20 protein-coding genes are annotated in these 22,794 nt (G+C 64.9%); all 20 read right to left on the bottom strand.

The features are described 5' to 3' along the window. Nucleotides 1-46: 46 nt before the first annotated feature. Nucleotides 47-850: an RHS repeat-associated core domain-containing protein gene (locus J5M71_RS29655; RefSeq protein ID WP_207833365.1), complete on the bottom strand. Its 804-nt coding sequence runs from the start codon at nucleotides 848-850 to the stop codon at nucleotides 47-49. A 357-nt stretch (nucleotides 851-1,207) separates the two neighbouring features. Further along, a complete protein-coding gene (locus tag J5M71_RS15635) occupies nucleotides 1,208-2,056 on the bottom strand; it encodes a CsgG/HfaB family protein (protein ID WP_207833363.1) in 849 nt (282 codons plus the stop codon). A 33-nt stretch (nucleotides 2,057-2,089) separates the two neighbouring features. Next, on the bottom strand, nucleotides 2,090-2,503 hold the full coding sequence (locus J5M71_RS15630) for a curli assembly protein CsgF (RefSeq protein ID WP_087501724.1): 414 nt from the start codon (nucleotides 2,501-2,503) through the stop codon (nucleotides 2,090-2,092). After that, nucleotides 2,500-2,901 (bottom strand): curli production assembly/transport protein CsgE, encoded by a 402-nt coding sequence (gene csgE, locus J5M71_RS15625; protein ID WP_207833361.1) that lies wholly within the window; start codon nucleotides 2,899-2,901, stop codon nucleotides 2,500-2,502. Before csgE ends, J5M71_RS15630 begins: the two co-directional genes overlap by 4 nt. Further along, nucleotides 2,898-3,425 (bottom strand): type II secretion system protein, encoded by a 528-nt coding sequence (locus J5M71_RS15620; RefSeq protein WP_063914262.1) that lies wholly within the window; start codon nucleotides 3,423-3,425, stop codon nucleotides 2,898-2,900. The genes csgE and J5M71_RS15620 overlap by 4 nt, the downstream gene beginning before the upstream one ends. Continuing rightward, on the bottom strand, nucleotides 3,400-3,774 hold the full coding sequence (locus J5M71_RS15615; RefSeq protein ID WP_063914263.1) for a type II secretion system protein: 375 nt from the start codon (nucleotides 3,772-3,774) through the stop codon (nucleotides 3,400-3,402). Before J5M71_RS15615 ends, J5M71_RS15620 begins: the two co-directional genes overlap by 26 nt. Before the next feature lie 5 nt (nucleotides 3,775-3,779). Next, nucleotides 3,780-4,259 carry a type II secretion system protein gene (locus tag J5M71_RS15610; RefSeq protein ID WP_015270589.1) on the bottom strand — a complete coding sequence of 160 codons (480 nt, stop codon included), beginning with the start codon at nucleotides 4,257-4,259 and terminating at the stop codon, nucleotides 3,780-3,782. After that, entirely contained in the window at nucleotides 4,256-6,121 is a 1,866-nt protein-coding gene (locus tag J5M71_RS15605) for a secretin N-terminal domain-containing protein (RefSeq protein WP_207833358.1), read from the bottom strand. Before J5M71_RS15605 ends, J5M71_RS15610 begins: the two co-directional genes overlap by 4 nt. Then, nucleotides 6,118-6,627 (bottom strand): hypothetical protein, encoded by a 510-nt coding sequence (locus J5M71_RS15600; RefSeq protein ID WP_063914369.1) that lies wholly within the window; start codon nucleotides 6,625-6,627, stop codon nucleotides 6,118-6,120. The genes J5M71_RS15605 and J5M71_RS15600 overlap by 4 nt, the downstream gene beginning before the upstream one ends. After that, nucleotides 6,627-7,190 carry a type 4a pilus biogenesis protein PilO gene (gene pilO, locus J5M71_RS15595; protein ID WP_207833356.1) on the bottom strand — a complete coding sequence of 188 codons (564 nt, stop codon included), beginning with the start codon at nucleotides 7,188-7,190 and terminating at the stop codon, nucleotides 6,627-6,629. Before pilO ends, J5M71_RS15600 begins: the two co-directional genes overlap by 1 nt. Then, nucleotides 7,177-7,719 carry a PilN domain-containing protein gene (locus tag J5M71_RS15590; protein WP_207833354.1) on the bottom strand — a complete coding sequence of 181 codons (543 nt, stop codon included), beginning with the start codon at nucleotides 7,717-7,719 and terminating at the stop codon, nucleotides 7,177-7,179. Before J5M71_RS15590 ends, pilO begins: the two co-directional genes overlap by 14 nt. Nucleotide 7,720: 1 nt before the next feature. After that, the gene (locus J5M71_RS15585; RefSeq protein WP_207833353.1) at nucleotides 7,721-8,512 is read right to left on the bottom strand and encodes a hypothetical protein; all 792 of its coding nucleotides are present in this window, start codon (nucleotides 8,510-8,512) and stop codon (nucleotides 7,721-7,723) included. Beyond that, nucleotides 8,496-10,301, bottom strand: a complete 1,806-nt coding sequence (locus J5M71_RS15580; RefSeq protein ID WP_233694490.1) for a GspE/PulE family protein — start codon at nucleotides 10,299-10,301, stop codon at nucleotides 8,496-8,498. Before J5M71_RS15580 ends, J5M71_RS15585 begins: the two co-directional genes overlap by 17 nt. 60 nt (nucleotides 10,302-10,361) lie before the next feature. Further along, nucleotides 10,362-10,895, bottom strand: a complete 534-nt coding sequence (locus tag J5M71_RS15575) for a response regulator (RefSeq protein WP_063914269.1) — start codon at nucleotides 10,893-10,895, stop codon at nucleotides 10,362-10,364. Between the two features lie 248 nt (nucleotides 10,896-11,143). After that, the gene (locus J5M71_RS15570; protein ID WP_207833351.1) at nucleotides 11,144-11,785 is read right to left on the bottom strand and encodes a SurA N-terminal domain-containing protein; all 642 of its coding nucleotides are present in this window, start codon (nucleotides 11,783-11,785) and stop codon (nucleotides 11,144-11,146) included. Nucleotides 11,786-11,797: 12 nt separating this feature from the next. Continuing rightward, nucleotides 11,798-13,288, bottom strand: a complete 1,491-nt coding sequence (locus J5M71_RS15565; RefSeq protein WP_207833350.1) for an ABC transporter substrate-binding protein — start codon at nucleotides 13,286-13,288, stop codon at nucleotides 11,798-11,800. Between the two features lie 236 nt (nucleotides 13,289-13,524). Continuing rightward, nucleotides 13,525-14,190, bottom strand: a complete 666-nt coding sequence (locus tag J5M71_RS15560; protein ID WP_207833348.1) for an SCO family protein — start codon at nucleotides 14,188-14,190, stop codon at nucleotides 13,525-13,527. Continuing rightward, entirely contained in the window at nucleotides 14,187-14,843 is a 657-nt protein-coding gene (locus tag J5M71_RS15555; RefSeq protein WP_207833346.1) for an SCO family protein, read from the bottom strand. The genes J5M71_RS15560 and J5M71_RS15555 overlap by 4 nt, the downstream gene beginning before the upstream one ends. After that, a complete protein-coding gene (locus J5M71_RS15550) occupies nucleotides 14,840-16,816 on the bottom strand; it encodes a YncE family protein (protein ID WP_207833344.1) in 1,977 nt (658 codons plus the stop codon). The genes J5M71_RS15555 and J5M71_RS15550 overlap by 4 nt, the downstream gene beginning before the upstream one ends. An 18-nt stretch (nucleotides 16,817-16,834) precedes the next feature. After that, nucleotides 16,835-22,681: a manganese-oxidizing multicopper oxidase MnxG gene (mnxG, locus tag J5M71_RS15545; RefSeq protein ID WP_207833342.1), complete on the bottom strand. Its 5,847-nt coding sequence runs from the start codon at nucleotides 22,679-22,681 to the stop codon at nucleotides 16,835-16,837. Nucleotides 22,682-22,794: the final 113 nt, after the last annotated feature.

Raw genomic sequence — 22,794 nt, 5'->3', positions numbered from 1 at the left:
GCTTGATGGTGCTGAGCCACTTTTTGCTGGGCCTGGGCTGAGGTGATCACGTAGTTCCCCATGGGTCAGGCCCTTTACCTTGCCTCCAAAGCTCCATTGCTTTATCCTTCTTCTCCTGCATATAAAATGAACTCCTACGAACAATAGGCATTCTTACTTCTTCTCGAACGACAACTTCCCCAAACAACGAGCTATCAATCATCATTGCGTTTCCGATACGCGCATAGTTGCCGTCAACACCTTTGCGAAAGCTCTGGAAACTCCGTTCTTTTGCATACACTCCGTAAACATGCGGCGTGAGACCTTTAGCAGCAGCAAGACCAGCATATTCCGCAGCCACTTGAAATTTGGAAGCAAAATAAAATCCTTCCCCCATCAGCGCCTGACCGCTGGCGCTACCAGAGAACTTGGAACTTAGCCCAGTTTCCAGTGAATTTCTGTTTTCAAGCGCCCCACCATGATAACCAATCAATGAATAGCCTTCAGGCACTGTTGTAGGTTGCTTAGCGGGCAAAATATTAGATGCTGAACCAAATGCTTTTCTAGCGCTTCGAAACAAACCTGCAAAAAACCCTCTTACGGAATGCCCTGCTGGATCTTGGAAGTTTACAGGATCCCCAAGGCAGTAAGCATATGCATTAATTCCACCAGCAGAAAAAGGACTCATACTGTCTGGACAATTGAACCTCATCAATGATGCGCTGAATGCTCGATACCCATTACCCAACATATAAAATCCGGTTGACCGATCTATTCGCTCGCCATTAAATCCCAGAAGAGTCAGTCGACTCGGGTTATACCCATAAACCGAGTAAGCGGAAGACCGCGACAGCTTATTATGCTTCATCATGTTGACCGCCCTCTATCAAGCAACAAAACACCAGTACGCAGACTTCGCGCCCGCCATTAGAGCTGAGAGCTGCAAATCGAAACATGCGAAAACAAAAGCGAACATCGACACCGCTCACCACCTTCCAACAGCAGGCACATTTTCTCACACAAGCATGCCGACCTTAACTATAAAACTGATGCAGCCATTGCAACCTAACCATTACCAGCCATACATCCACAGTAGCCGCTCTTGAAAAAATGCCAACTGGCAATTTTGATAGTTGCATTCCTCAAATCTCAGCCAATTGAAATTATCGTCGCAGCCTCTCGCTAATTTGTAGGGTCGTTGCCGAGATGGTAAGTCAGTAGCTACACCTCACGGCTGCTGATTCTGGCTCAGGTACTTGTCCACCGTAGCCTTGCCATCCGCTGGATCCCCCGCCACCTGCCACAGCCGCCGCTCGATCCCCTGCGCCAGCAAATGCCCCACTGCCGCCTCGATCGCCGACAGCACGCACAGCTGCGCCGGTTCGTTGGTGGTGTACCCCACCTCGGCCTCCAACAACTTCTTGAACTCGATGAACTTGAACACCCCGGCATTGCGGCCGACCGAGTAGATGGTCTTGCTGGTCATCACATTGGCCAGTACCTGCCCGGTGCGCACGTCCACCGCACGCAGGTTCACGGTCACCTGGTCGACGCGGTACTCGCGGGAGATATCTATGCCCAGGTAACGAGCGCCCTCGCCGCCACTGCGCACGTTGGTGTCGTAGGCGATGATGCCGCCCTCCAGCATCAGGTTGGCGGCCTGCAGCGGTGGCAGTTCGCCCATGATGTTTTCCGGCACGTCGGGCTTTTTCTGCGAAGCACGGATGATCTTGCGCTCGGTCAGCAGGTTCTGCAGGCCTTCACGCTCCAGCACCACGAACCAGCCACTGGCGTTCAGGGCGTCCATCAGCATGCTTGCCGCGCCCTGGGTGACGCTGGTGGAGAACGAACTGGCCGGGGTCGGCTTGTACTGCCCGGTCTGGTCGCGGAAGCCATACACCACCGCCATCAACCGGCCCTTGGGCCGTGGCATGTTGATCAGGTCGTAGTAGGTCGACGCCCGTGGGGTCAGGGTCGGGGTTTCCGAGTCCTGTTCGGCGGGCATCGGTTCGCGCAGGCCACAACCGTGCAAACCCAGGGCGGTGAGGATCAGCAGCGTGCTCAGCAGACGTTTCATGGTGTTCTCTCCCCAACAAAAAGCCTTTCCCCCTCAAGGGTTCAGGCCACTGACCTCAATGATCGAAATTTCTCCTGTGGCGCGATCGGTGACCTTGATACTCAAGGCCCCGGAATCGTCGATGACGTCGATGAGAAACGCATCGGTCGCCATGCTGCCGGTGTTGCCGTTACTGATGTTGTCCAGCAACTGCGACAACATCCGCGACTCCAGTTGATTACTGAAGCGCTCCAGGGCCGTGGTGCCGGTAAAGGCCGAGGCACGGTCCTTGAGGTCGGGGTCGTCGTAGTCGTTCTGCGCCTGGGCGTTGTTCAGCAGCCAGGTGCCATTGAGCGGGTTGCCGCCAAAGGCCGGGTTGATCGGGGTGTACACCAGCTCGGTGGCCTGGGCGGCACATGCGCTGGCCAACAGGCAGGCGGCGATGCAACGGGGTATGTGGTGCTTCATAGCTCGTCCCTCTCCAGATCGGTGGTGTCCTGCAGCAGGCGTTGCAACTTGCGCTGAATGATTTGCTGCTTGACCAGGTCGGCTGCTGCAACGGCCTCGTCCTTGAGCTCGGTGGTGTTCGGTGGCAGAAAGCGCCGGTACACCACCTCGCGCTCGAATTCCACGGTGACCAGGCTGCCCCAGCGGGCATCCGGGCGTTCGCGCACCACCAGGTTGAAGTCCAGGCGGCTGGTGGCGCGCAGGCGGTCGGCAAAGTAGTAGTAAAAGTCGTGGCCGATGTGCGAGATGGTGTTGTCGACGATGAAGCCCTGCATCTCGTCCTCGTTCCCGCCCCTGGCCGAGGTGGCCAGCACGGCCACCAGCAGCAGGCCCAGGCACTGCACGGCCAGGCGGCTCATGGCGTGTCTCCCGGGCCGGCATGGGTCTGCACACCACCGGCACTTTCGGTAAAAGCCTGCTCGGCGACGAACTGCCAGTCGCTGTAGTGCTCCAGCCCTTCAAAACCGCTCCATTCGGCGCTGAAGCCACTGCGCTTGAACGGGGTGGCGTCCGAGCGGCTGTGCACACCAGTAATGCGGCCGTCGATCGAGCGCAGCAGGCCCCATTCGTCACTGTTGGTGATGGGGTCGGGGTACAGCCGACGAATGTGCCGCCTGGCCTGCGGGAAGCGGTTGTCCTGCAGCAGGTCGGCCAGCTCCTGCGGATACTGGGCCAGCCCCGGCGAGGCGCGGTAATAGCTGCGCAGGGCCTGGGCGTACTGGCTGCCCACCCACAACAGCTGGCGTTCGCGGTCGCGCTGGGCAGCACTGGTCCAGAGCGTGCCGGTGGCGGCCAGGGCCACACTGCTGACCGCAATCAGCAGCAGCACGCCCAGATAGGTGAAGCCACCGTTGGCCTTACCATTCCGCGTACAGGCTGCCATCCCGCGCCCTCCCTGTGGCACCGCTCTTGATATCGGCTACGCCACCGGCCACGCCTTCGGGCGGTGGTACCAGCTGCCAGGCATCGCTGCGCTCGGTGATCGGGTCGACCGGGGTGTTGCGCAGGTAACGCTGCTCCACCAACTGTTCCAGCGAGTCAGGGTAGTGGCCGGTGTCGCCGTAGTAGTGGTCCAGCGCCTCGCGCAGCACCGCCAGGCTCTGGCGCAGGGTGGCTTCGCGAGAGCTTTCCAGGCTGTTGAAATAGCGCGGCATGGCGATGGTCATCAGCGTGGCGATGATCGCCAGCACCACCAGCAGTTCGATCAGGGTGAAGCCTTGGCGGCGTTTCATGGCTGTCACCATTGCCCGTAGGGGATGTTGTTGAGGCCTTTGCCGCGGGCCTTGGAATACACGTCAAACACGTCTTCGCCTTCACGCGGGTTGTCCGGGCTGCTGTCGTAAGCGCGCAGCCCCCAACCGCCTTCGTCCTCACCCTTGGCCGCCACCAGCGGGTCGTGCGGGATGCGCCGCAGGAAGTAGAACTTGGCGCCCTTGGCACTGCGCACATCACGCACACCGTCGACCAGCACCTGCAGGTTCGGCGGGTAGCCACTGGCGTCCAGGCGCTTCTCGATGTAACCGGCATCGAACGCTCGCTTGTAAGCGTCGATAGCGTCGCGAATCTGGTACAGCGCCTCGCGCAACTGTTGTTCCTTGCCGCGGCGCACCACGGTTTCGGTCAGCGGCGCAGCCATGCTGGCGAGCAGCCCGAGCAGTGCCAGGGTCAGCACCACCTCGATCAGGCTGAACCCCTGCATGCGGCGCTGCGCGATCATGGCCGTGGGCTCCCTTTGGCCGGGGCGACCGCCATCTGGCTGTCTGCCACCGGGGTATCGGTGGTCGGGGCATTGCCAGGTACATCTGCCGGCGGCAGCGGCGCCATTTGCCGCACCTGCATGGCCGACTCGGTGCCGGTGGCGAACTCCATGTCCGACGGGCTCTGGTACGGCAGGTTGCGCACGATGCGCGGAGTGATCGCCAGCACCAGCTCCGACTTGCTCATGTCGTCCTTGTTGCTGCCGAACAACCGGCCCAGGCCGGGGATGTCGCCAAGGCCCGGGATCTTGTTGCCGCTGGCGTTGTGGTCGTTGCGCACCAGGCCGGCCAGCACCTGGGTTTCGCCATCGTGCAGGCGCAGGGTGGTCTGGGCGTTGCGGGTGTCGACCTGGACCGGGATGGTGCCTTGGCGCGTGGCTTCCAGCGGGGTGGCGTTGCTCACCTCCAGGGCTACCTTGATCGCCACTTCGTTGTTCAGGTGTACGGTAGGCTGCACTTCAAGCTTCAGACCCACGTCCAGGTAGGTCACGCTCTCGGTAATCACCGGGCCCTGGGTGGACGGCACCGAGGTGGCACTGATGATCGGTACCCGCTGGCCGATGTGGATGCGCGCCTGCTCGCGGTTGCTGACGCGGATCACCGGGCTGGCCAGGGTGTTGATGTCCTTGTCCTGAGCGTTGATCTTGGCCTGCGGCGCCGGCGCGATGCTGATGCGGCTGGAGTCGATGCCCTTGAGCTGGTCGAGCACGCTGACCGGCTGGCCGTCGGAGCTCAGCACGCCGAAGGTGTTGGGCCATTGCAGGCCAAGGTCGAGGATGCGCGAGGTGGCCACTTCCATCACCTCCACTTCCAGCACCACCTCGGGGTTGGACTGGTCCTGCGATTGCAGCAGCTTCTCGGCCATGCGCACGGCATCGGGGGTGTCGCGCATGGTCAGGGTGTTGAGGCGTTCGTCGACGAACACGTCGCGGGTCTTGAGCATGGTCTTGACCATGTTCAGCGCGGTGTTGGAGTCGATGCTGGTCAGGTAGAAAGTGCGCATGACCAGTTCCTGATAGTCCTTGGTCTTCTGCGGCGAGTCGGGGTAGATCATCAGGGTGTTTTCATTGACGATCTTCTGCCGCAGCTGGTTCTGCTCCAGCAGCAGCGCCACGGCGTCCTCGATGCGCAAGTCGCGCACAAAGATGGTGGCCTTCATGTCCGGGCGCATGTCCTTGTCGAAGATGAAGTTGATGCCGGCGACCTGGGACAGCACCTCGAAAATGGTCTTCAGGTTGGCATCGCGAAACTCCAGGGTCACCGGCCGTTCCAGCTTGCTGCGCAGCTGCGGGAAGGGTTGCGCGGTGCGCGCCTGGACGTTCTCGATGTCGCTGCGCAGGGCCACGCCCTTCTGGTTCTGCGGGTCCAGGCGCAGCACTTCGCGCATGTAGCGCTCGGCACCGAACAGGTCGCCCTGGCGCAGCGCCGCCTGGCCCAGCGCCACGCGCTCGTCGAGGGTGCGGATCAGCTCCAGCTGGCGGATGCCTTCCTGGGCGCGGCGGTTGTTCGGCTCCAGGGTCAGCACCCGGCCATAGCCCATGCGGGCGCCAGCGAAGTCGTGGCGAATGCGGTCGGCATCGGCCTGGGTCAGCAGTGCCTCGACCGCGGCCTGGCGGCTGTGGGCCAGGGCGATGTTCAGCTCGGTGTCACGCGGGTCCTCGCGCAGGGCTTCTTCCAGGCGGGCGATGCCGGCTTCGTACTGGCCCTCCTTCATCAGTTGGTCGCTGTCCTCGCGTACCGCACTGGAGCCGCAGCCGGCAATGGCCACGCACAGCGCCACAAGCAGGAACGGAGCCGGGTTGCACAGCTTTGACGACTTCATGGTGCGCTCCCTACAGACAAAGTCTGCGACTGATGCAAAGGCAGGTAGACCAGGTGCAGCTCGCTGGCCGATACCCGATCGAGGCGATAGGTGTCTTCGATCACGTCGCCCTGGCGCACGACGTAGAGTTTTTCGCCGCTCTGCAGGAAGATCTGCAGGTCGTCGCGGTCGCCGATGCGGCCGATGAACTGGAATGGCAGGTCCGGGGCGGTCGGGGCTGCGGCTACGGCAGGCGCGGTGACCACGGGTTGTTCGGTGACGGTGGCCAGGGCTTGGGGTTTGGTCCATTGCTGGGTTGGGAAGAGATCTCTTGAGGCCTGTTCCGGCCTATTCGCGGGTAAACCCGCTCCCACAGGAACCGTGGATACCGCCGGTTCTGTGGGAGCGGGTTTACCCGCGAAGGCCGTGACGCCGTCGTCCCGGCCAAACCAGTGCCCCGGGGCCCAGGCCAGCGCCGCGCTCACGCCGAGGAAGCCAACCCAGATGACAGCACGTTGTGTGTTCATCACGACCTCGACAGGTAAAGGGTCATGCGCAGGCGGGCGTTGAGCTCGCTGTCGCCAATGCGTTTGCGTTGCAGCTCCAGGTCTTCCAGTACCAGGGTCGGCAACTGCTTGAGCAGCCCCTTGAGGAAGCCACGAATCTGCGGGTAGCTGCCGCGTACCGGCAGCACGATCTGGTAGCGCGCCAGTTGCGTCTTGGGGTCGATGCCCAGGGCGTATTCGCCACGCGCGAGGCTGATGTGCTCGGCGCTGGCCAGGTGGTACAGGCGCTCGATCAGCGCGCTGGCCTGGGGCTGCCCCGGCAGTTGCTGGCGCAGGCTGTCGAGGGCCTGCTGCTCGGGTTTGATGGCAATCTTCAACTCGCCACGCCTGACCCGCTCGACCTGCACCCTGGCGTCCGCTTCGCTGGCGCGCAGTTCGCGCAGGTTCTGCCATTGCGGCAACACCCCGACGCACAGCACGCCCACGGCCAGCAGGCCCACCGCAACCGCAGCCAGGCCAACCGGGCCGACGCGACGCAGGCGCTCCTGGAGGATCAGGCTGTTCAGCGATTCACGGGCGCGCATGGCCGGTCTCCCAGGTGGCGGTGAGGGTGAAACGCACCGGGTGCTCGGGCTGTGCGGCCAGCACCTCATGGTTGAGCAGCGACACATCGCTGAGCTCGGCACTGGCCTCCAGGCGCTGGTGGTACTGCAGCATCGCTTCCAGGTTGCGCGCCTCGGCGGTGATGCGCAGCTGGCCTTTGCGCGCGTCGGGGGCCAGGCTGAGCAGCGCCACGTCGTCCTGCGGCTGCGCTTCGAGCATGGCGAACAGTTGCTGCCAGGGCCGTTGCAGCTGCTGCGAGACGCTTTGCATCTGCGCCAGGCGCTCGGCCTGTTCGCGGCTGGCGGTGCTGCTCAGCGGTGCGACGGTGGCCGGGCGACGGCCCAGTTGCTGCTCCAGGCTGTGCACGCTGGCCTCCCGTTCGACCTGCTCGGCCTGCAAACTTTGTTGCAGCAGCACCAGGCCTGCGACCATGGCGCTCCCCACTGCAAGCAGCGACCAGGCCAACGGGCTGCTGCGCCGGGGCTGGAATTCCAGGTCGAGGCGGCGCATGTCAGGCCACCGCCCGCCACATGGCGCACAGCGGGTCGGCGTCGGTGGCCGGCTGGCACAGCTGCACCGCCGCCAGTTGCGGCACGTCGCCCCGGCCCGGGGCATGCAGGTAGACCCGTGGCAGGTGCTCGCCGTACAGCTCGCAAGTACGCTCGATCAGTGCTTGCAGGGCCTGGTCGCTATCGGCGCAGCCTTGCGCCAGCACTTGCTGCCAGGCCCCCCCGGCAGCCAGCAGCAGCACGCTGCGGCGCGGTTCGGCCAGGACGAACAGGAAGTCGCCCTGCTCCAGCTGTGCCGAGCAGCGGTTGTAGGCAGCCATCAGGTACGGCTGCACCGAGCGCAGGCTCAGGTGGCTTTCCCGGCCCAGCGCCTGCAGCCGCTGCAGCAGGGCTTCGGGCAGCGCCGTGGCGATGCGTGCGGCACCGGCCGGCTCGGGCGAGAGCACGATGCGCCAGTCGTCCAGCGGCTGACCGTAGAGGTTTTCGAAGCAGGCCCGGGCGTAGGCATCCAGTTCGCGCGGGTGGCTGATGGCATCACTCCAGGGCACCAGGCAGAACCGGCTGTAGCGGGCCGACAGCAGCACCCGCAACTGGGCACCGCGCACGGCATGCTCGGCCAGCAACGTGGCCAGGGCGTCGACGGCGGCTTCCCAGGCCGGCTGGGCGGCATCACAGGTGAAGTCACGGCTGCCCAGCCACTGGTGGTGGTTGGCGTGCCAGCTACCCAGGCCTACACCTTCGGCACCGAGTACGGCGCTGTATCTATAAGAGCCACGATCAGATGAATGTGACACGGTTGATCTCCTCGAGGGTGGTACGGCCATCACGGACCAGGTCCAGGGCCGAGGCCCGCAGCAAGCGCAGGCCGCGCTGGCAGGCGAGGGTCTTGATCTGCGACAGGGGGCGGCGCTCGACGATCATCTGCCGCAGGTCGTCGTCCAGGTGCAGCAGTTCGGCGATGGCGCTGCGGCCGCGGTAACCACTGCCGCGGCACTGGCCGCAGCCCTGGGCGCGGACGAACCTCCAGCCAGCCACGCCCTCACGGGTCAGGCCCGCGCCATACAGGGTTTCGTCATCCACTTCGCACGGAGTCGCGCAGTGCGGGCAGGCCAGGCGGATCAGGCGCTGGGCCAACACCGCATTGAGCGCGGAAACGAAGCTGTAGGGGTCGACCTGCATCTGGCTGAAGCGGCCGATCACATCGAACACGTTGTTGGCGTGGATGGTGGTGAACACCAGGTGGCCGGTGAGCGCCGACTGCACGGCAATCTGCGCGGTGTCCGGATCGCGGATTTCGCCGACCAGGATCTTGTCCGGGTCGTGGCGCAGGATCGAGCGCAGGCCGCGGGCGAAAGTCAGGCCCTTCTTCTCGTTGACAGGGATCTGCAGGACGCCGGGCAGCTGGTATTCGACCGGGTCCTCGATGGTGATGATCTTGTCCACGCCGTGGTTGATCTCGCTGATCATGGCGTACAGGGTGGTGGTCTTGCCGCTGCCGGTGGGGCCGGTGACCAGGATCATGCCGTAGGGTTCGGCCGCCAGCCGGCGCAGGGCGCGCAGGGTTTCCTCGGCAAAGCCCAGGGCCTGCAGCTGCACGCCGCTGACCCGGTCGGACAGGTCCTGCTTGTCGAGTACCCGCAGCACCGCGTCTTCGCCAAAGATGCTGGGCATGATCGATACCCGGAAGTCGATTTGCCGGTCGCCCACGGCAACCTTGAAACGGCCGTCCTGGGGCACGCGCTTTTCGCCGATGTCCAGCTCGGCCATTACCTTGATGCGCGAGATCACCTGGTCGGCGAAGGCGCTGCCGCTGGCCTTGCCAGCGCCGTTGAGCACGCCGTCGATGCGGTACTTGATGGTCAGGCCCTGGCCGGTCATGCCCAGGTGGATGTCGCTGGCGTGCAGCTTGAGGGCGTCGTACAGGGTGGAGTTGACCAGCTTGACCACGCGGCTCTGGTCCTCGCTGATGCTGGCCAGCGACAGACGTTGCAGCGGGTCGCTTTCGCTGCTGGCTTCGGTGTCGTGGTCTAGGGCGTCCACGGCGTGGAAGCTTTCTTCGTGGCGGGCCAGGAAGGTGGCCAGGTCTGCGGCATGGGCCAGGTACAGCGGTGCGCCTTGCAGCACATCGTCGACCCAGGCCAGGCGGGCGTGGTCGAAGGGGTCGGCGAACACGCCCAGCAGTTGACCGCCCTGCTCGATCAGCACGAATTCACGCTTCAGGCACATCGCCAGGCTGACCTTGTCGAAGCGTGGGGTGCTGGCCAGCAGCGATTGGCTGTCCAGCACCGGGTAATGCAGGGTCAGGCCCAGACGCTGGGTGAAGGTATCGGGGGTGTCGCAGGCCAGCTGTTCCAGGCGGGTGAGCAGGCGTTCGTCGCTGGTTTGCAGGCGGGCCTGGGCCAAAAGGTCGCGGGGGTAGGCTGAATGTTCTGTGGCCTGAGCTGGCCCTTTCGCGGGTGAACCCGCTCCCACAGGATTCCCGCTGCCTTCAAGATTGCAGTGTACCTGTGGCAGCGGGTTTACCCGCGAAGAGGCCGGTGCAGGCGGTAGAGCTTCCTGGGTTGCATCGAATGCTTCTGGCATGGCCTGCGACTCCGCTCAGGGGCGCGTCGCAGGCTGGCTCGGCCAGGGGTGCGGGCGCCGCTATTCCCCTGTGAGCAGTTGATCGTCGTCGGGCCCTGGGGGCTTGGCGCCATTACGGCGGCGGTCGGCCAAAACCCAGCTTCCATCGTACAACTGCAGGGGGAACGATTCGTTCCTGTTCTGGCGTCGTTCGACAAACCCTTCAGCCGGGTTGTCCGTGGCCCTGCGCCGGCGCTCGATGCCCATCAGGTCGAAGATTGCACGGGCCAGTTCCACCAACGGGAACGGCTTGAACAGGACATGGCTCACACCCAGTTCGGCGGCCCGCTCACGCACTTCGACGGTGGGGTGGGCGGTAATCAGCACGAAGTGGCACTGCCTGTTCTTGCGTACGGTCTCCAGAACCTGAAAACCCTCCATGTCGGGCAAGCGGTAATCCAGCACGATCACTTGCGGTGCCAGGCTTGCAGCCTGTTCGATACCACTGGCACCGTCGTGGGCAACATGAACTTCCAGGCCTTGCGCCTGCAGGTACGCTTGCAGGTTCTGCGCAAGAGTCTGTTCGTCATCGACTACCAATACTCTGTTCACCAAGGTCGACTCCCAAGAACTGCCCGGTTACCCGGTTTGCGAAGTGCGCCCCTGTACAGGCTTGAGCAGGCTTCGTGCCAGGCGTGAATAGTCATGCTGCACCACTGTAAGTCATTGATTTACCAAGGGCGCCGATCAACACCCGTAAGGCGGCGGGCAGGCACACCCGCCCGGTTCCCCATATGCGGGGAAAATGATGGCACACTGCCATTTCTTTATTCCCCAGCATTGGGGAAACGCCATCACGGGCCTCAGTCGGCAATCTCCACGGTAGCGGACGCACGCAAACGTTGGCGCACGGACTGGCGCGCCTGCGCCTCCCGCTGCCCGATGAGTGTGGCCCTGGCCAGGACCAGCCCCTGTTCGCGTATGATCGAAGGCTTGTCACTTTGTTGCTGCGCTCCTTGCAGGGTTTCCCGGTTGGCATCATAGAATGCCTCGACTTCGGCCTGGCTGGGCGCGGCGACCGCGCTGAGCAGGGCATACACCTGCTGCGCGGCCAGCTCGTGCCGGGTGTAGTCATTGTACTGTGCCCTATCGAAACCCGCTTCCGCCAGCCGCCGTTCAAAAATTGCCGGGCTGCCAGACGCGGCCTCGACTTCGCCGACATGCGCCGACACCTGCTCGTCGCTGATGGCTATGCCGCGGCGCTGGGCCTCCTGCCACAACAGCTCCTTGTCGATCAGTTCATCCAGGGCCTGGTCGCGCAGGCGCTTGTACAGCGTCGGGTTGCGGATGCTGGCTACCGTGCGGCCCTGGGCGTCCAGGTACTCGCTGAAATAGCGCTCCAGGCGCGCCACTTCGATCTCCACACCGTTGACCCGCGCCGCCGCCACATCGGCCCAGCTTGCCTTGGCCAATACCTGCAACAGGCACAACAACAGAACACGCATGGCAACCTCCGCTCAAGGGCTGTCCGGCACTGGCCGGTAGGGGGTGACCGCGGTGAAGCGCGGCCCGGGCAGGGCCACCGCCACCACATGGGCACCGGCCATGCCCTGGCGGCGACCGGGGCCGAAGCCCAAGGCCGGGGTCAGGCCGGTGGGCACATCATGCAGACCTTCCAGCGCGGCAATCAGCTGCTCGCGGCTGGTGTCACGGCCAGTCTGCTTCAACGCTTCGCTCAACAGCCGCAGGGCGCACAGGGTGTTGACCTGCAACGACGCCTGGCGTGGGTCGAGGCCTTGGCGCTGTTGCAGGCCGGCCAGCGCGGCCAGGCCCTGCTCGGTCCAGTCCTCGGGCACGTAGGGATACGCCAGGAACACCCGTTGCGACCACGCCTCGGGCAAGTGCGCCACGGCGCTGGTCACCTGGCTGGAGGCGGCAAACAGGTACGGCTGGCGGCCAGCTGCATGCAGCGCCGAGGCCAATTCGGCAAAGGCCTGGGCACGGCCGAGGAAGACAATGCCCTGCCCGTCCACTACCTGGCCAGCAAAGACCTGGACGGCGGGTAGTGCCCAGCCCTGCTGAAGCAGGCGTTCGCGCACTTGCTCGGCCAACGCCGCTTGCTCATTGCCGGCATACACCACACGCAGGTCGCCCGCTGCCAGGCCCAACGCCGCACGGGCGTGACCTGCCAGGCTCAGCAGTTGCGCGGGCAAGCCGGGCAAGGGGTCAAAGATCTGTACGCTGCCGCCACTATGTGGGGTGCTGCCGATCAGCGGTACATTCTGTGGCGCCAGCAAGGTTGTCAGGCGCTGGTCGAGCATGGGCGCCAATGGCGCGATCAGGGCGAACACCTGCTCCTGCTCCAGCAACTGCTGCAGCGCCCGTTCGGCGCTGGCCGGGTCGAAGCCCGGGTCGAGCACTACCAGTTCCAGGCGTCGCCCGTGGATGCCGCCCTGCTGGTTGAGCTGCGCTAGGCCGTCTTCCAGCACCGCACGCACCACCTGCCCGGCCTCGGCCAGCGGGCCAGACGCCGGCAGCAAGGTACCCAGGCGCAGCACACCCTCCTCCACGCCAGGGTCGCGGTCCTGGGCCAGGCGCTTGAGGTAGGCCGTAAGGTTGCGCTGGTCGGCCAGGGTCAGCTCGAAGCGCGGCATGGCCGGGTCCAGGCGATTGCCGGCCGGGTCGACGCCTTGCTGAATGGCCCGGGCCAGGCTGCTGTCGGTGTATGCCGGGTAGCGGCGGCCGTTGCTTTCGCGTTCGCCTTGGCCTTGCGCCAGGCGCTGCCAGTCTAGGCTGGGTGGCCGCACACCACCTTCGGCACGACCGCGGCCATCGTTGCCGTGGCAGCTGGCGCAGGGCAGCACGCTGGCGGGGACCGTCATGTCGCTGGCGCCGACCCGGGCTTGCAGCTGTGCGTCACTGCTGGAGACGCCCTCGCGGTAGAGGCGTTTGCCGGCTTGTTCATGTTCGGTCAGGTCCAGGGCAAAGGCAGAAAAAAAGGGTGCCATGCCGAGCAACGCCAACCAGATCGCAAGCCCTGTGGGAGCGGTCTTTGTGGGAGCGGCCTTGCGTCGCGAAAGGGCTGCGCAGCAGCCCCAGCGATAGTTGCACCAGCCCAGAAAACGGGGAGCGCTTGGCGCTCCTTTCGCGACGCAAGGCCGCTCCCACAAAGACCGCATCCACAAAGGGAGTTCCCAGAGTGGCAGATGCCACAGAGGCCAATGCCGCAGGGATCGCATGATACTCACCGGTCTGCCAAAGGCAGGGCCAGCAACTGCATGCGCTGGGCAATCGCCGCGGGCGGTGCATCCGGGCGGATCTTGCTCCAGCGCTTGCCGGCCACATCGCCGGCAATCAGCTGTGTGGAATGCTGCTCGGGGCTGGGCAGGAACTGGCCAATGCGCCCAAGCACCAGGTCGACATTGGCCTTGTCGCCGGTCAGGAACAACCAGTTGGGCCCATCCACGCCCTGCTTCTCGGCAAACGCCTTGAGCACCTCGGGGGTGTCGTTGAGCGGGTCGCTGCTGATCGACACGAAGGTCACCTGGCTGGCCAGCTGTGGCCCCATGGCCTCACGGACTTCGCGCAACTTGCGGGTAATCAGCGGGCAGGCGTCGGTGCAGTGGGTGAAGATCACGTTGAGCATCACCACCTTGTCCTTGAGCACATCGCTGTAGAAGCGCAGCTCGCGGCCGTTCTGGTCCTTCACCACAGTGTCGGTGAACCAGGTCCGGGCATCGCGGGTGCCGCCGCCACTGGTCATCGCCTGCGGTGCCGGCTGCGGTTCGGGCGCCTGCGGGGCATGGCCCTCATGGGCGAACGCCACCGAAGCGAGGATCCACAGGCAGCCTCCCAGCACCAGCCAGTCAAAACCGCGCATCCCGACGCGGCGGGAGCTTACCTGGCTCATGGTTGCACCTCGTGATGGTCGGCAATGGCCGTGCTCTTGGCATGCACCCGGCGGGCGCCCAGGCGGTTGATTTCGTCGATCAGCACAGCCGGGTCGGTAAACCCGTAGTAGCGCGTCCAGTGCCCGGTGCGCCCGTCACCCACCAGGATCAGCGGCGGGTGCTGGCTGAGGTCGGCGCTGAAGCTGCCCAGGCCCTTGAGGGTTTCGCTGATGGCGTACGGCGTGCCGGTCAGCCAGCTCCAGCCCGGCCCCTTCTGGAAAGCCTTGGCGTAGTCTTGCAGGCGCTTGGCGTCGTCACGCTGCGGGTCGACGCTGATCGACACCAGATGAATCTCTTGCCCTACCCGGCCACCCAGTTGCTGCTGGACCTTGCCCATGATCGAGGACACCACCGGGCACACCGTGGTGCAACTGGTGTAGATAAAGCCCATGACCACCAGGTGGTCGCCCACCAGGTCTTTTTCCAGGCGTACCGGCATGCCGTCCTGGTTCAGCAACGATACATCGGCAAAACGCACGCTGGCCTTTTCCTGGCGCGCCGCCGGCGGCTGTTCGGCGTGGCCGTTGTGGTCGTGGCCGCCATGGGCCAGGGCCAGGTTGCTGGCAAAGGCCAGGCTCAGGGCCAACAGTTTGCAAGCATGCTTGGCGTTCATCGCAGATTCCTCACGTCAGTCTCGGAAGCGTTGGACGTTGTGGCCGGCAGGACACGCAGGCTGGTGTAGTTTTCTTCGGCGAACCTGCGCCCCAGCGACGGCGACTGCACATGCAGGTACCAGGCGCCGGCTTCGGGCAGGGTCAGGGCCGCTTGATAGATGCCCTCGCCCACCTCCTCCAGCTGCAGGTTGCGCGGCATCGACGAAGGCGCCAGGAAGTAGCGCAGGCTCAGGTCGCTCAGGCCCAGGCGCGGCAGGCCGTCGTCGCCGACAATGCGCACCCGGGCGGTAATCGAGCTGTGCTGCGCCAACGGCCGGTCCAGGCCGATGAACTCGGCGTGTGCGCCCTTGCGCTTGCCGGCATTCGGCGCTTCGGCCACGTCGGTGCTGAAGCAGTGGATGATCTGCGGCTGGTTGAGCAGAAACGCCACGTCGAACTTGCCGGCCGCGGGCATCTTCACCGTCGAGCCGTACACGCCCGGCGCCAGCTCGCGCAGGCTGCGGTCGACGACGATGGCGGCGCGGGCCTGGTGGCCACGGTTGTTGTAGCCGGACATCGGCGCGTTCATGCCTTCGGCGTAGAAGTAGGTGGTGTTGTCCACCGGGTTGACCACGAACACCGAATTGTCGTCACGCGACACCGACAGCCCCTGGGCCAGCGGCAGGTCACCGGCCTGGCGTGGCGCCGCCGGGCCGGCCTCGAAGCCCTGGACGATCGGTGAGCGCCCTTCGCCCAGGCTGGCCAGGTTGATCATGCTCACCTTCGGCGAAGCCAGGCCGCGCACGTAGGCATAGCCCTTGGTGAAGGTCAGCTGGTAGGGTTCGGCCGCTACCGGGATATGGTGGATCAGCTTGTCGGTACTGGCGTCGATCACCAGGGCCTGGTTCTCCAGGGTGTTGAGCACGATGCCGTAGCGGCCATCGCTGCTGAAGCGCATCGGCCCCAGGCCCTGCTCCGCCTGGACCATGTGGCGCAGCTGGTGGTTGCGGGCATCGAACACCCGCACGCTGCCCTCCTCGCCATCGACCACGTACACCGCCTGGGACAGCGCCGAATAGCTGACCGACAGCGGGTGCGGGCCAACCTTGATGGTTTTGACCAGGCGCATTTCCGGGATGTCGATGACGCTCAGGGTGCCGCTGTCGCGGTTACTGACATAGGCGTAGCGCGAGTCGGCGCTGAAGGCGATTTCGTGGTGCCCGCTGCCGGTGTTGAAGGTTTTCAGGGTGTTGCGCCCCGGCACATCGATCACCGTTACGCCGCCCTTGGCCGGATCACTGCTGTTGTTGCCCACCCACAACCGGTGCTGGTCCGGCTGCAGGGCCACGCGCAGCGGCTGGTCACCGGCGTCCAGGTCAGCCACGCGGGTGAAGGTTTCGGTGTCGATCACCGAGACCTTGCCGCGCTCGGGGATGGACACGAACACCTGTTTGTCGTCACCGGTGGCCACCCAGTCCATGGGCCGCCCAGGCAGGTCGATGCGGGCCAGGGTGCTGGTCACGCCCCCCACCGATACGGTCGGGTCGATTACCGTCAGGCTGGCGTCCTTGTTCATCATCAACAGGAAGTAGCTGTTCAGGTCGAGCAACGGCCGGGCGCCGATGCTGCTTTTGAGGAACAGCGCGACACGGGCCTTGCAGCTCTGGTCGCGGTCGCCCTCCGGGGCCGACTGCGTCGGGTCGATCCACGCCCCCGGGGCCATACCCGACAGCGGCTGGCCACTGGCCTGGTCGCTGACCTTGAAACGGATGTTGGCGAAACTGCCTTCCTGCAACTCGCCCCCCGCCAGCGGCCGGGCCTCGAACTCCACGGTCACGCCGTCCCGGCTGAGCCGGTGCAAGGCCTGCGGGTCGGCAGACTCCTGCAACAGCTCACGCGGATCGCACCAAAGGTTTTCATACGCCACGCCCAGGCCGATCAGCGCAACTCCCAGTGCTACCCCCAAGTAAGCAGGGCGAGTCTTCTTGTTCATGCTCGCACACCCCTTCCGTCACTGCGCCGGGGCCGTTGCCGGTGGCGCTTCATTGGTCACCCGCAAGATCCCCCACAGCCCCGAGAGGTTGCCGTAGGCGGCGTAGTCGCGGAACAGGTAGTCACCTGTCACCGCGTTGGCGCCCCCGGCACTCGGCAGCATGAAGCTGAAGTGCGCCGCCGGCAGCACGCTTTCCTGGGCACCGATGAACATGGCCATCGGGTTGTAGCCGAAGCGCACCGAGCCGATGCCGGGCAGGCTCAGCGGGTAGCCGTCAACGTCATTCTTCTCGGCCTGGTAGTTGTGCAGTGGCCAGACGTGGCCATCCAGCTGGTAGACCATGCCGCGGCTGCCACCACTGGGCATCACGATGTGGTTGCGCACGGGCTGGCCAGGTTTGGCGTACAGCACCGGGGTTTGCGGATCACCACCGACCAGGGCGTTGGCATAGGCCATATGGGCGTTGGGCACATCGCCAAAGCCCAGGCCAGCGGCGCGGCCGAATGGCGAGTCGGGGGCCATGCCGAAGCGCAGCCACAGGGGTTCGGTCTTGTAGTTGACTGCCATGTTGCCGTTGTCCTGCGGGTCGCCGGTGGCGCCGTTGCCTTCGGTATTGATGCCCTCCACCGGTCGGCCATCGGCCCAGCGCATGTTCAGCGCACGTTGCCAGACCGTGACGAAGTCGCGGTAGTCCGGTTGGCCTGTGACCTTGACCGTGGCCTGGGCACGGGTAGCGGTGTCCTCGGTCCAGGTGGCGGTCTGCGGCAAGATGCTCATGGCACCCACCAGGCCTTTCTGCGGCTGCTTGATGAAGTCCGACGGGGTCAGGTTGAGGCCGCCGAACTCGATGGCCGTGGTGTTGATGTTGTCCACCGTGCGGCCCAGTTGCGACACCGGCTTGCCTTCACGCTCCAGGTGGCCCGCATAGTACTGGTAGGTGCGGGTCGGCCAGGCGCCGCTGGTACCGGCACGCGGGGCCACGGTCTGCACCGGGTTGAGGCCGACGTTGGCACCGTCGGACTTGGTGATGTCGTAGGCCAGCAGCTGCGCATGCAGGCCCACGTGGCTGGACGGCCGCATCAGGTTGTTGGCGAAGGCAGTGGCCCCCTCGCTGTCGAAGCGGTCGCGCTTGACCACGTTGTGCATCACCGCAGTGCTGGGCAGGTCCGGCATTACCAGTGGCAGGCGGTTTTCCAGGGTGATGCTGATGCACTCGCCGGCGTTGGCGCGCAGCACCAGCGGCTCCACGGGCACGCCCGCCTTGAGCTTGCCGGTGGTGACGTCCAGGTCGGCCTTGCGCACATACAGGATTGCGGTCGGGTCGTGCAGCGGCGCGCTGTGGCCACCGATGGTGAAGGGTTCCCCATCTTCGGGGTCTACCCCACTGACCAGCGGGATGGTGGTCTTGCGGCTGTTGAACACCAGGGTGCCGCCGTTGGCCTTGAGCGGGCCGCCGACATGCTGGCCGACACCGGCCGGGTCGTTGATGCTGACCCCGTTGCGGTTCTCGAGGATGTCGTTGGCCAGTGCCGCGACGATCTCGTAGCTGCGCTTGACCGTGGGGCGGCTGCCGATGCCATTGGGATTGGCCGTGGTTTTCGGGCAGATGCCATCAAAGTTCACGGTGTTGCGCATGGCCACCGGCTGTGGGTTGTTGGGCAGCGGGAACAGGTCGGCACGCTGCGTGGTGTAGTTGCGCATGATGCCCCAGATGCCGTTCCAGTAGCCTTCCAGGGCCGCATCCAGCGAATACAGGTAGTCACCATTGGTGGCTGCCGAGCTGGAGATCATCGACACCGGCGCCATGAAGCCCAGTTGCTCGGAAATACCGATCATCTGCGATGACTTCCAGCCCGAGTTGGAACTGTTGCCATAGCCGGTGCCGTTCTGCAGCCACTTCACGCCATGCAGGGTGACGTTGTGCTCCTCCTCATGGCCGCCGGCGTGCATGCGCAAGCGCACGTTGTCGCCGGAGTAGGTGCGCAGCATCGGGGTAAACGGGTCGCCCGGTTCGCTGCCGGCCTTGTTGATGTGCGGCGGGAACAGCGTGGTGCCGCCGGTGGGGCCGACCGCCGAGGTGATCGCCGACGGCGCCAGGTTCAGCGCCGGGATGGCGCGGTCGGTACGGGTTTGCAGGGCATGGCTGAGGTCGCCGGCCAGGCCGTCGGCCTGCATGCCACGCTTGCCATCCGGGCCGACCTTGTTCGGGTCGAACACACGCAGGGCCAGGGGCTCGTTGCGGTAGTTGACGACGAACATGCCCGGGTCATCCACCGAGATTGCCTGCGGGCAGGGCCGGCTTGGGCAGCCTGGGTTGATGCCGCCGCGTTCCTCGACGATGGCCTCCAGCAGGTTCGACGCCTTGCCGCGCACCGGCGGGTTGATGGCGTAGCGGAAGCTGTCGGCGGTGGCCGGGTACGACTGGGCATTGGGAATGCCGTCCGGCCCGGCACCGACGTACACACCGGCTTCATAGGCGTGCTGGAAGTCGCTGTATTCCAGGAAGAACTCGCGGTAGCTGTCGTTCTTGCCGTCGCCATCGTGGTCGCCGGTCTGGATCACCGCCTGCCACGAGGTCGGGCCTCCGTCCTGGCGCGTGGCCGGGTTGTACAGCTTCTCGCCGGTTTCGGCGTGATACCAGGTGGAGTTGGCCGGTTCGGCCAGCACGGTGGCATACAGCCCAAGCTGCTGGTGGGTCGATGGGCCAAGGTGGTCATGGGTGAAGATGGTGCCCAGGCCGCGGTCGACGTTGTACACGTTGACCAGCGGGTCGGCGAACCAACGCTGCATGGCCGTGCGTGCGCCCAGCCAGTCGGCCCGGCCGAAGCGGCCGAAGTACGGGTGCTGCCGGGCTTGCGGGCAGGCGGCGGTGCCGTCGCGGCTATCGCCCTGGGTGCAGCCGTTATAGGCACGAATGGCCTGTATCCGCTCGACCACGCTGCCGGGCGAGAGAATGCCGTCTTCGTAGTTCCAGCCGTTGGCCGAGCCGTCGGCAGCGGTCAGGTCCCACTTGGGCAGGTGGATGTGCTGGCCGATCACGTCGGTCGGGGTGCGCACCTGGTAGTCGTCCATCTCATAGATGTTCGGGATCAGGTTGGTGTGCTGGTACATGGTGCAGTCGAAGGTGTTCATGCGCATCACCAGCGGCTCTGGCGGGCGCTGCTTGGTGATCACCGGCCAGGCGTCTTCCCACAAGGCGATGATACGGGCTTGCGGGAAGTGGTAGCCGACCTTGTTGTACACCGCATCGAACTGGATGTTGGCGCCCTTGTAGATGCGTGGGCGGTCGGCGGTGAAGGCCGAGGAGCCACGGAAGTTCAGGCCCGACAGGCTCTCGCCGCTGAAGAACTCGCCTACCCCGGAGGACTGGGTCAGGCGTTTGCCCCGGTCATCCATGCACGGCTCGTAGAACGGCGCGCCGGCAGTCGGCAAGGCGCCGTTGGTGCGGAACGTCCTGGCCACCGGCTCGCTGCCCGGGATCAGGGCAAAACTGGGGTGTTCGGCCAGGGCGTGGAACTGCATGGCCGCCTGCTCGACATCGGTGCCCTCTTCTGGCAGGTAGATCGGCTTGGCCTTGTGTACCACCTTGGTGAAATCGAGCTTGGTGGTGGTGGTTTCGGCTTCGCCGCCGGCGGATACACCGTCCAGCGCGTGGCGCCCCAGGCCACCGTCCCAGCCATCGACCTGGTTCGGGTCGAGGTTGGCCCAGAGTGCCTTGCCGCTTTCCTTGAGCTGGCGCGCCATGGCCGGGTCGAGCATGTCCAGTGGTGGGGTGGGTGGACGGTTGCCCACGCTGCTTTCCATACCGCCGATCCAGAACGGGTAGCCAGGGTTTTTCAGGGTACCGTCGGCGTTGCGGTTGGCGTCGCTGCGATCGACCAGCGCCAGCGAGCCGATGGCCTTGCGTACCGGCACCTGGTTGGCTGGCTCTTCATCCTCGTCTTCATCAGGCTCGTCGTCATCATTGGCGGCAACCAGCGCTTCGGACAGCTTCGGTACCACCACCACCTTGCCTGGCATCGGCGCCATGGCCTTGCCGGGAAGCGGCACGATGGCCGGGATCGGCGTGCCGGCAACGATCTCGCCATCGGGCAAGGCCCGGGCGCCAACCGCCGGCTTGCCACTGCGCAGGGCGAACGGGGTGCTGTGGAAGCCATTCTCGCCCTGCCCGCTCACCTCCAGGCGGGTGCCTTCCTCGAACACGTCGTGCACCCGCCACATGGCCCACATGCCCTGGGCGAAGTGCGGGTAGAAGTGGCAATGGTAAATGGCATCGCCCGCCACCCGGTTGCGGTTGCCCGAACCGCCGTTGGCGATTTCGTAGGTGTAGCCGACCCCCGCGCCGATGCCCTGGGCATCGATGTAGTCGGAATTGTCGTCATTGGGGTTGAACAGCCACTGGTGGCCATGCAGGTGGAAGATGTGCTGCTCATGGCCGTTGTGCGTGTTGCGGAACTTGGTGAAGTCACCAATGTAGCTGTGGTGCACGTTGGCAGGTTCGGCCGGATACAGGGCCATGCTGGCCTTGACCCCGACGGCACTGGCCGGCGGCACCTCGCCAGGGCGGATGTGCTCCAGGCCGACGTTGGCCGGCACGTCCACCAGGGTACCGACGTCGCCGACAGTGTGCGCACTGAGGAAGAACTCCTCATAGGCGCACGACAGGCAGTCGTGCATCGGTCCCACGCCCAGGCGGTTGGCCACCACTTCGGCGCCCATGCCACCGGAACCGTAGTTGATCATGAACGAGTCGCGGGTGGGTTCCAGCACATGGCCCATCACCGGGTCGGCCCAGTAGCCAGGGAACGCCTGGGTGCCAGCGACCTCGTCGGCGAATTGCGAGGCGAAGTCACGGAACGCCTCCAGGCGGTTGGGCAGTGCCGGGTTGCGCTTGCCCAGGCTTTCCAGCGGGTAAGTGGATTTGGGGAAGCTGCCATCCGGGTTGGGGCCCATGACGATGGCATCGGTTTCGCTGTTGATGATTTCGTTGCCGTCGACCATGGCAATGATCGGTTTGCCGGCCTTGCCTTCGGCGATCCAGGGCTGCATTTGCGGGTAGCGGGCTTCGTAGTCGATCACCGGCTGGCCGGTGGCGGTGCGGCCGGTGGTGGCCAGGCGCATTTCTTCTTCGGTAAGGGTATTGCGGTAGGTGCGACCGAGCTTGGGCACCACCACTACCTGGCCGAACAGGCCGTTGGCAACGTTCCCCGCAGTGCCCTCGCCGCCGAAGGTGGCGGCCTTGCTGGTGGCGGCGAAGGCGCCTTCGCGTTCGGCGTACAGGGTGTAGCTGCGGGTGCTGCCGGGGCTGACGAAGAAGTTGCCGTTGCGCCCGGTGTAGGCAGAAATGTCGGCGATGCTGTTGACCGCCTGCATGCCGTTGACCTGGAAGCCGACCATGCGCTCGGCCACCTGTTCGTCGGCGACGAAGCCTTCAGCGGCTTCATTTTCGAGCTCCGGCCCCTCCTCTTCGCCCTCAGGCTCTTGCGCCTCGATGCCGTGCTTGTTGGGGTTGGCCTGGTAGTCGAGCAGGTTGGTCAGGTTGACCGTCAGGCAGTCACCGGCGGCTACCCGCAGCACGATGGGCCGAGGGCGCTTGTCCGGGCGCAGGGTGACCTTGCCCGGTACCGCCGCCCCGCCGATGCTGAGGGGGACCCTCTTGTCGTCCACCACATCCTCGCGCAGGGCGAACATCATGCCATTGGCGTTTTGCGCGCCAAGGCGGTTGAACATCAGGGGCTGGTCCAGCGCCACCACGTTGGCGACCAAGGTGCGCTGGCACTGCACGGCCGCTTCGCTGGTCGACTGCCAGCCGAGCAAAGCCAGAACGAGTGATGACAGGATGGGGCCTTTGAGTGGCGTAGACATGCCGCACCTCCGGGACACAGGATCTCTGCGTGGAGTGGGAGCAAGGTGTATGCCAGGAGAAGATTGCTTTGATTTTCAGTTGGTTGCAGCGGCAAGCGAAACAGATTGGGGAG

The sequence above is a fragment of the Pseudomonas sp. 43(2021) genome (assembly GCF_017490805.1).
GTDB lineage: Bacteria > Pseudomonadota > Gammaproteobacteria > Pseudomonadales > Pseudomonadaceae > Aquipseudomonas.
The sequence above is the reverse complement of the archived record's forward strand: the minus strand, read 5'-3'. Positions and strand labels throughout refer to the sequence as shown.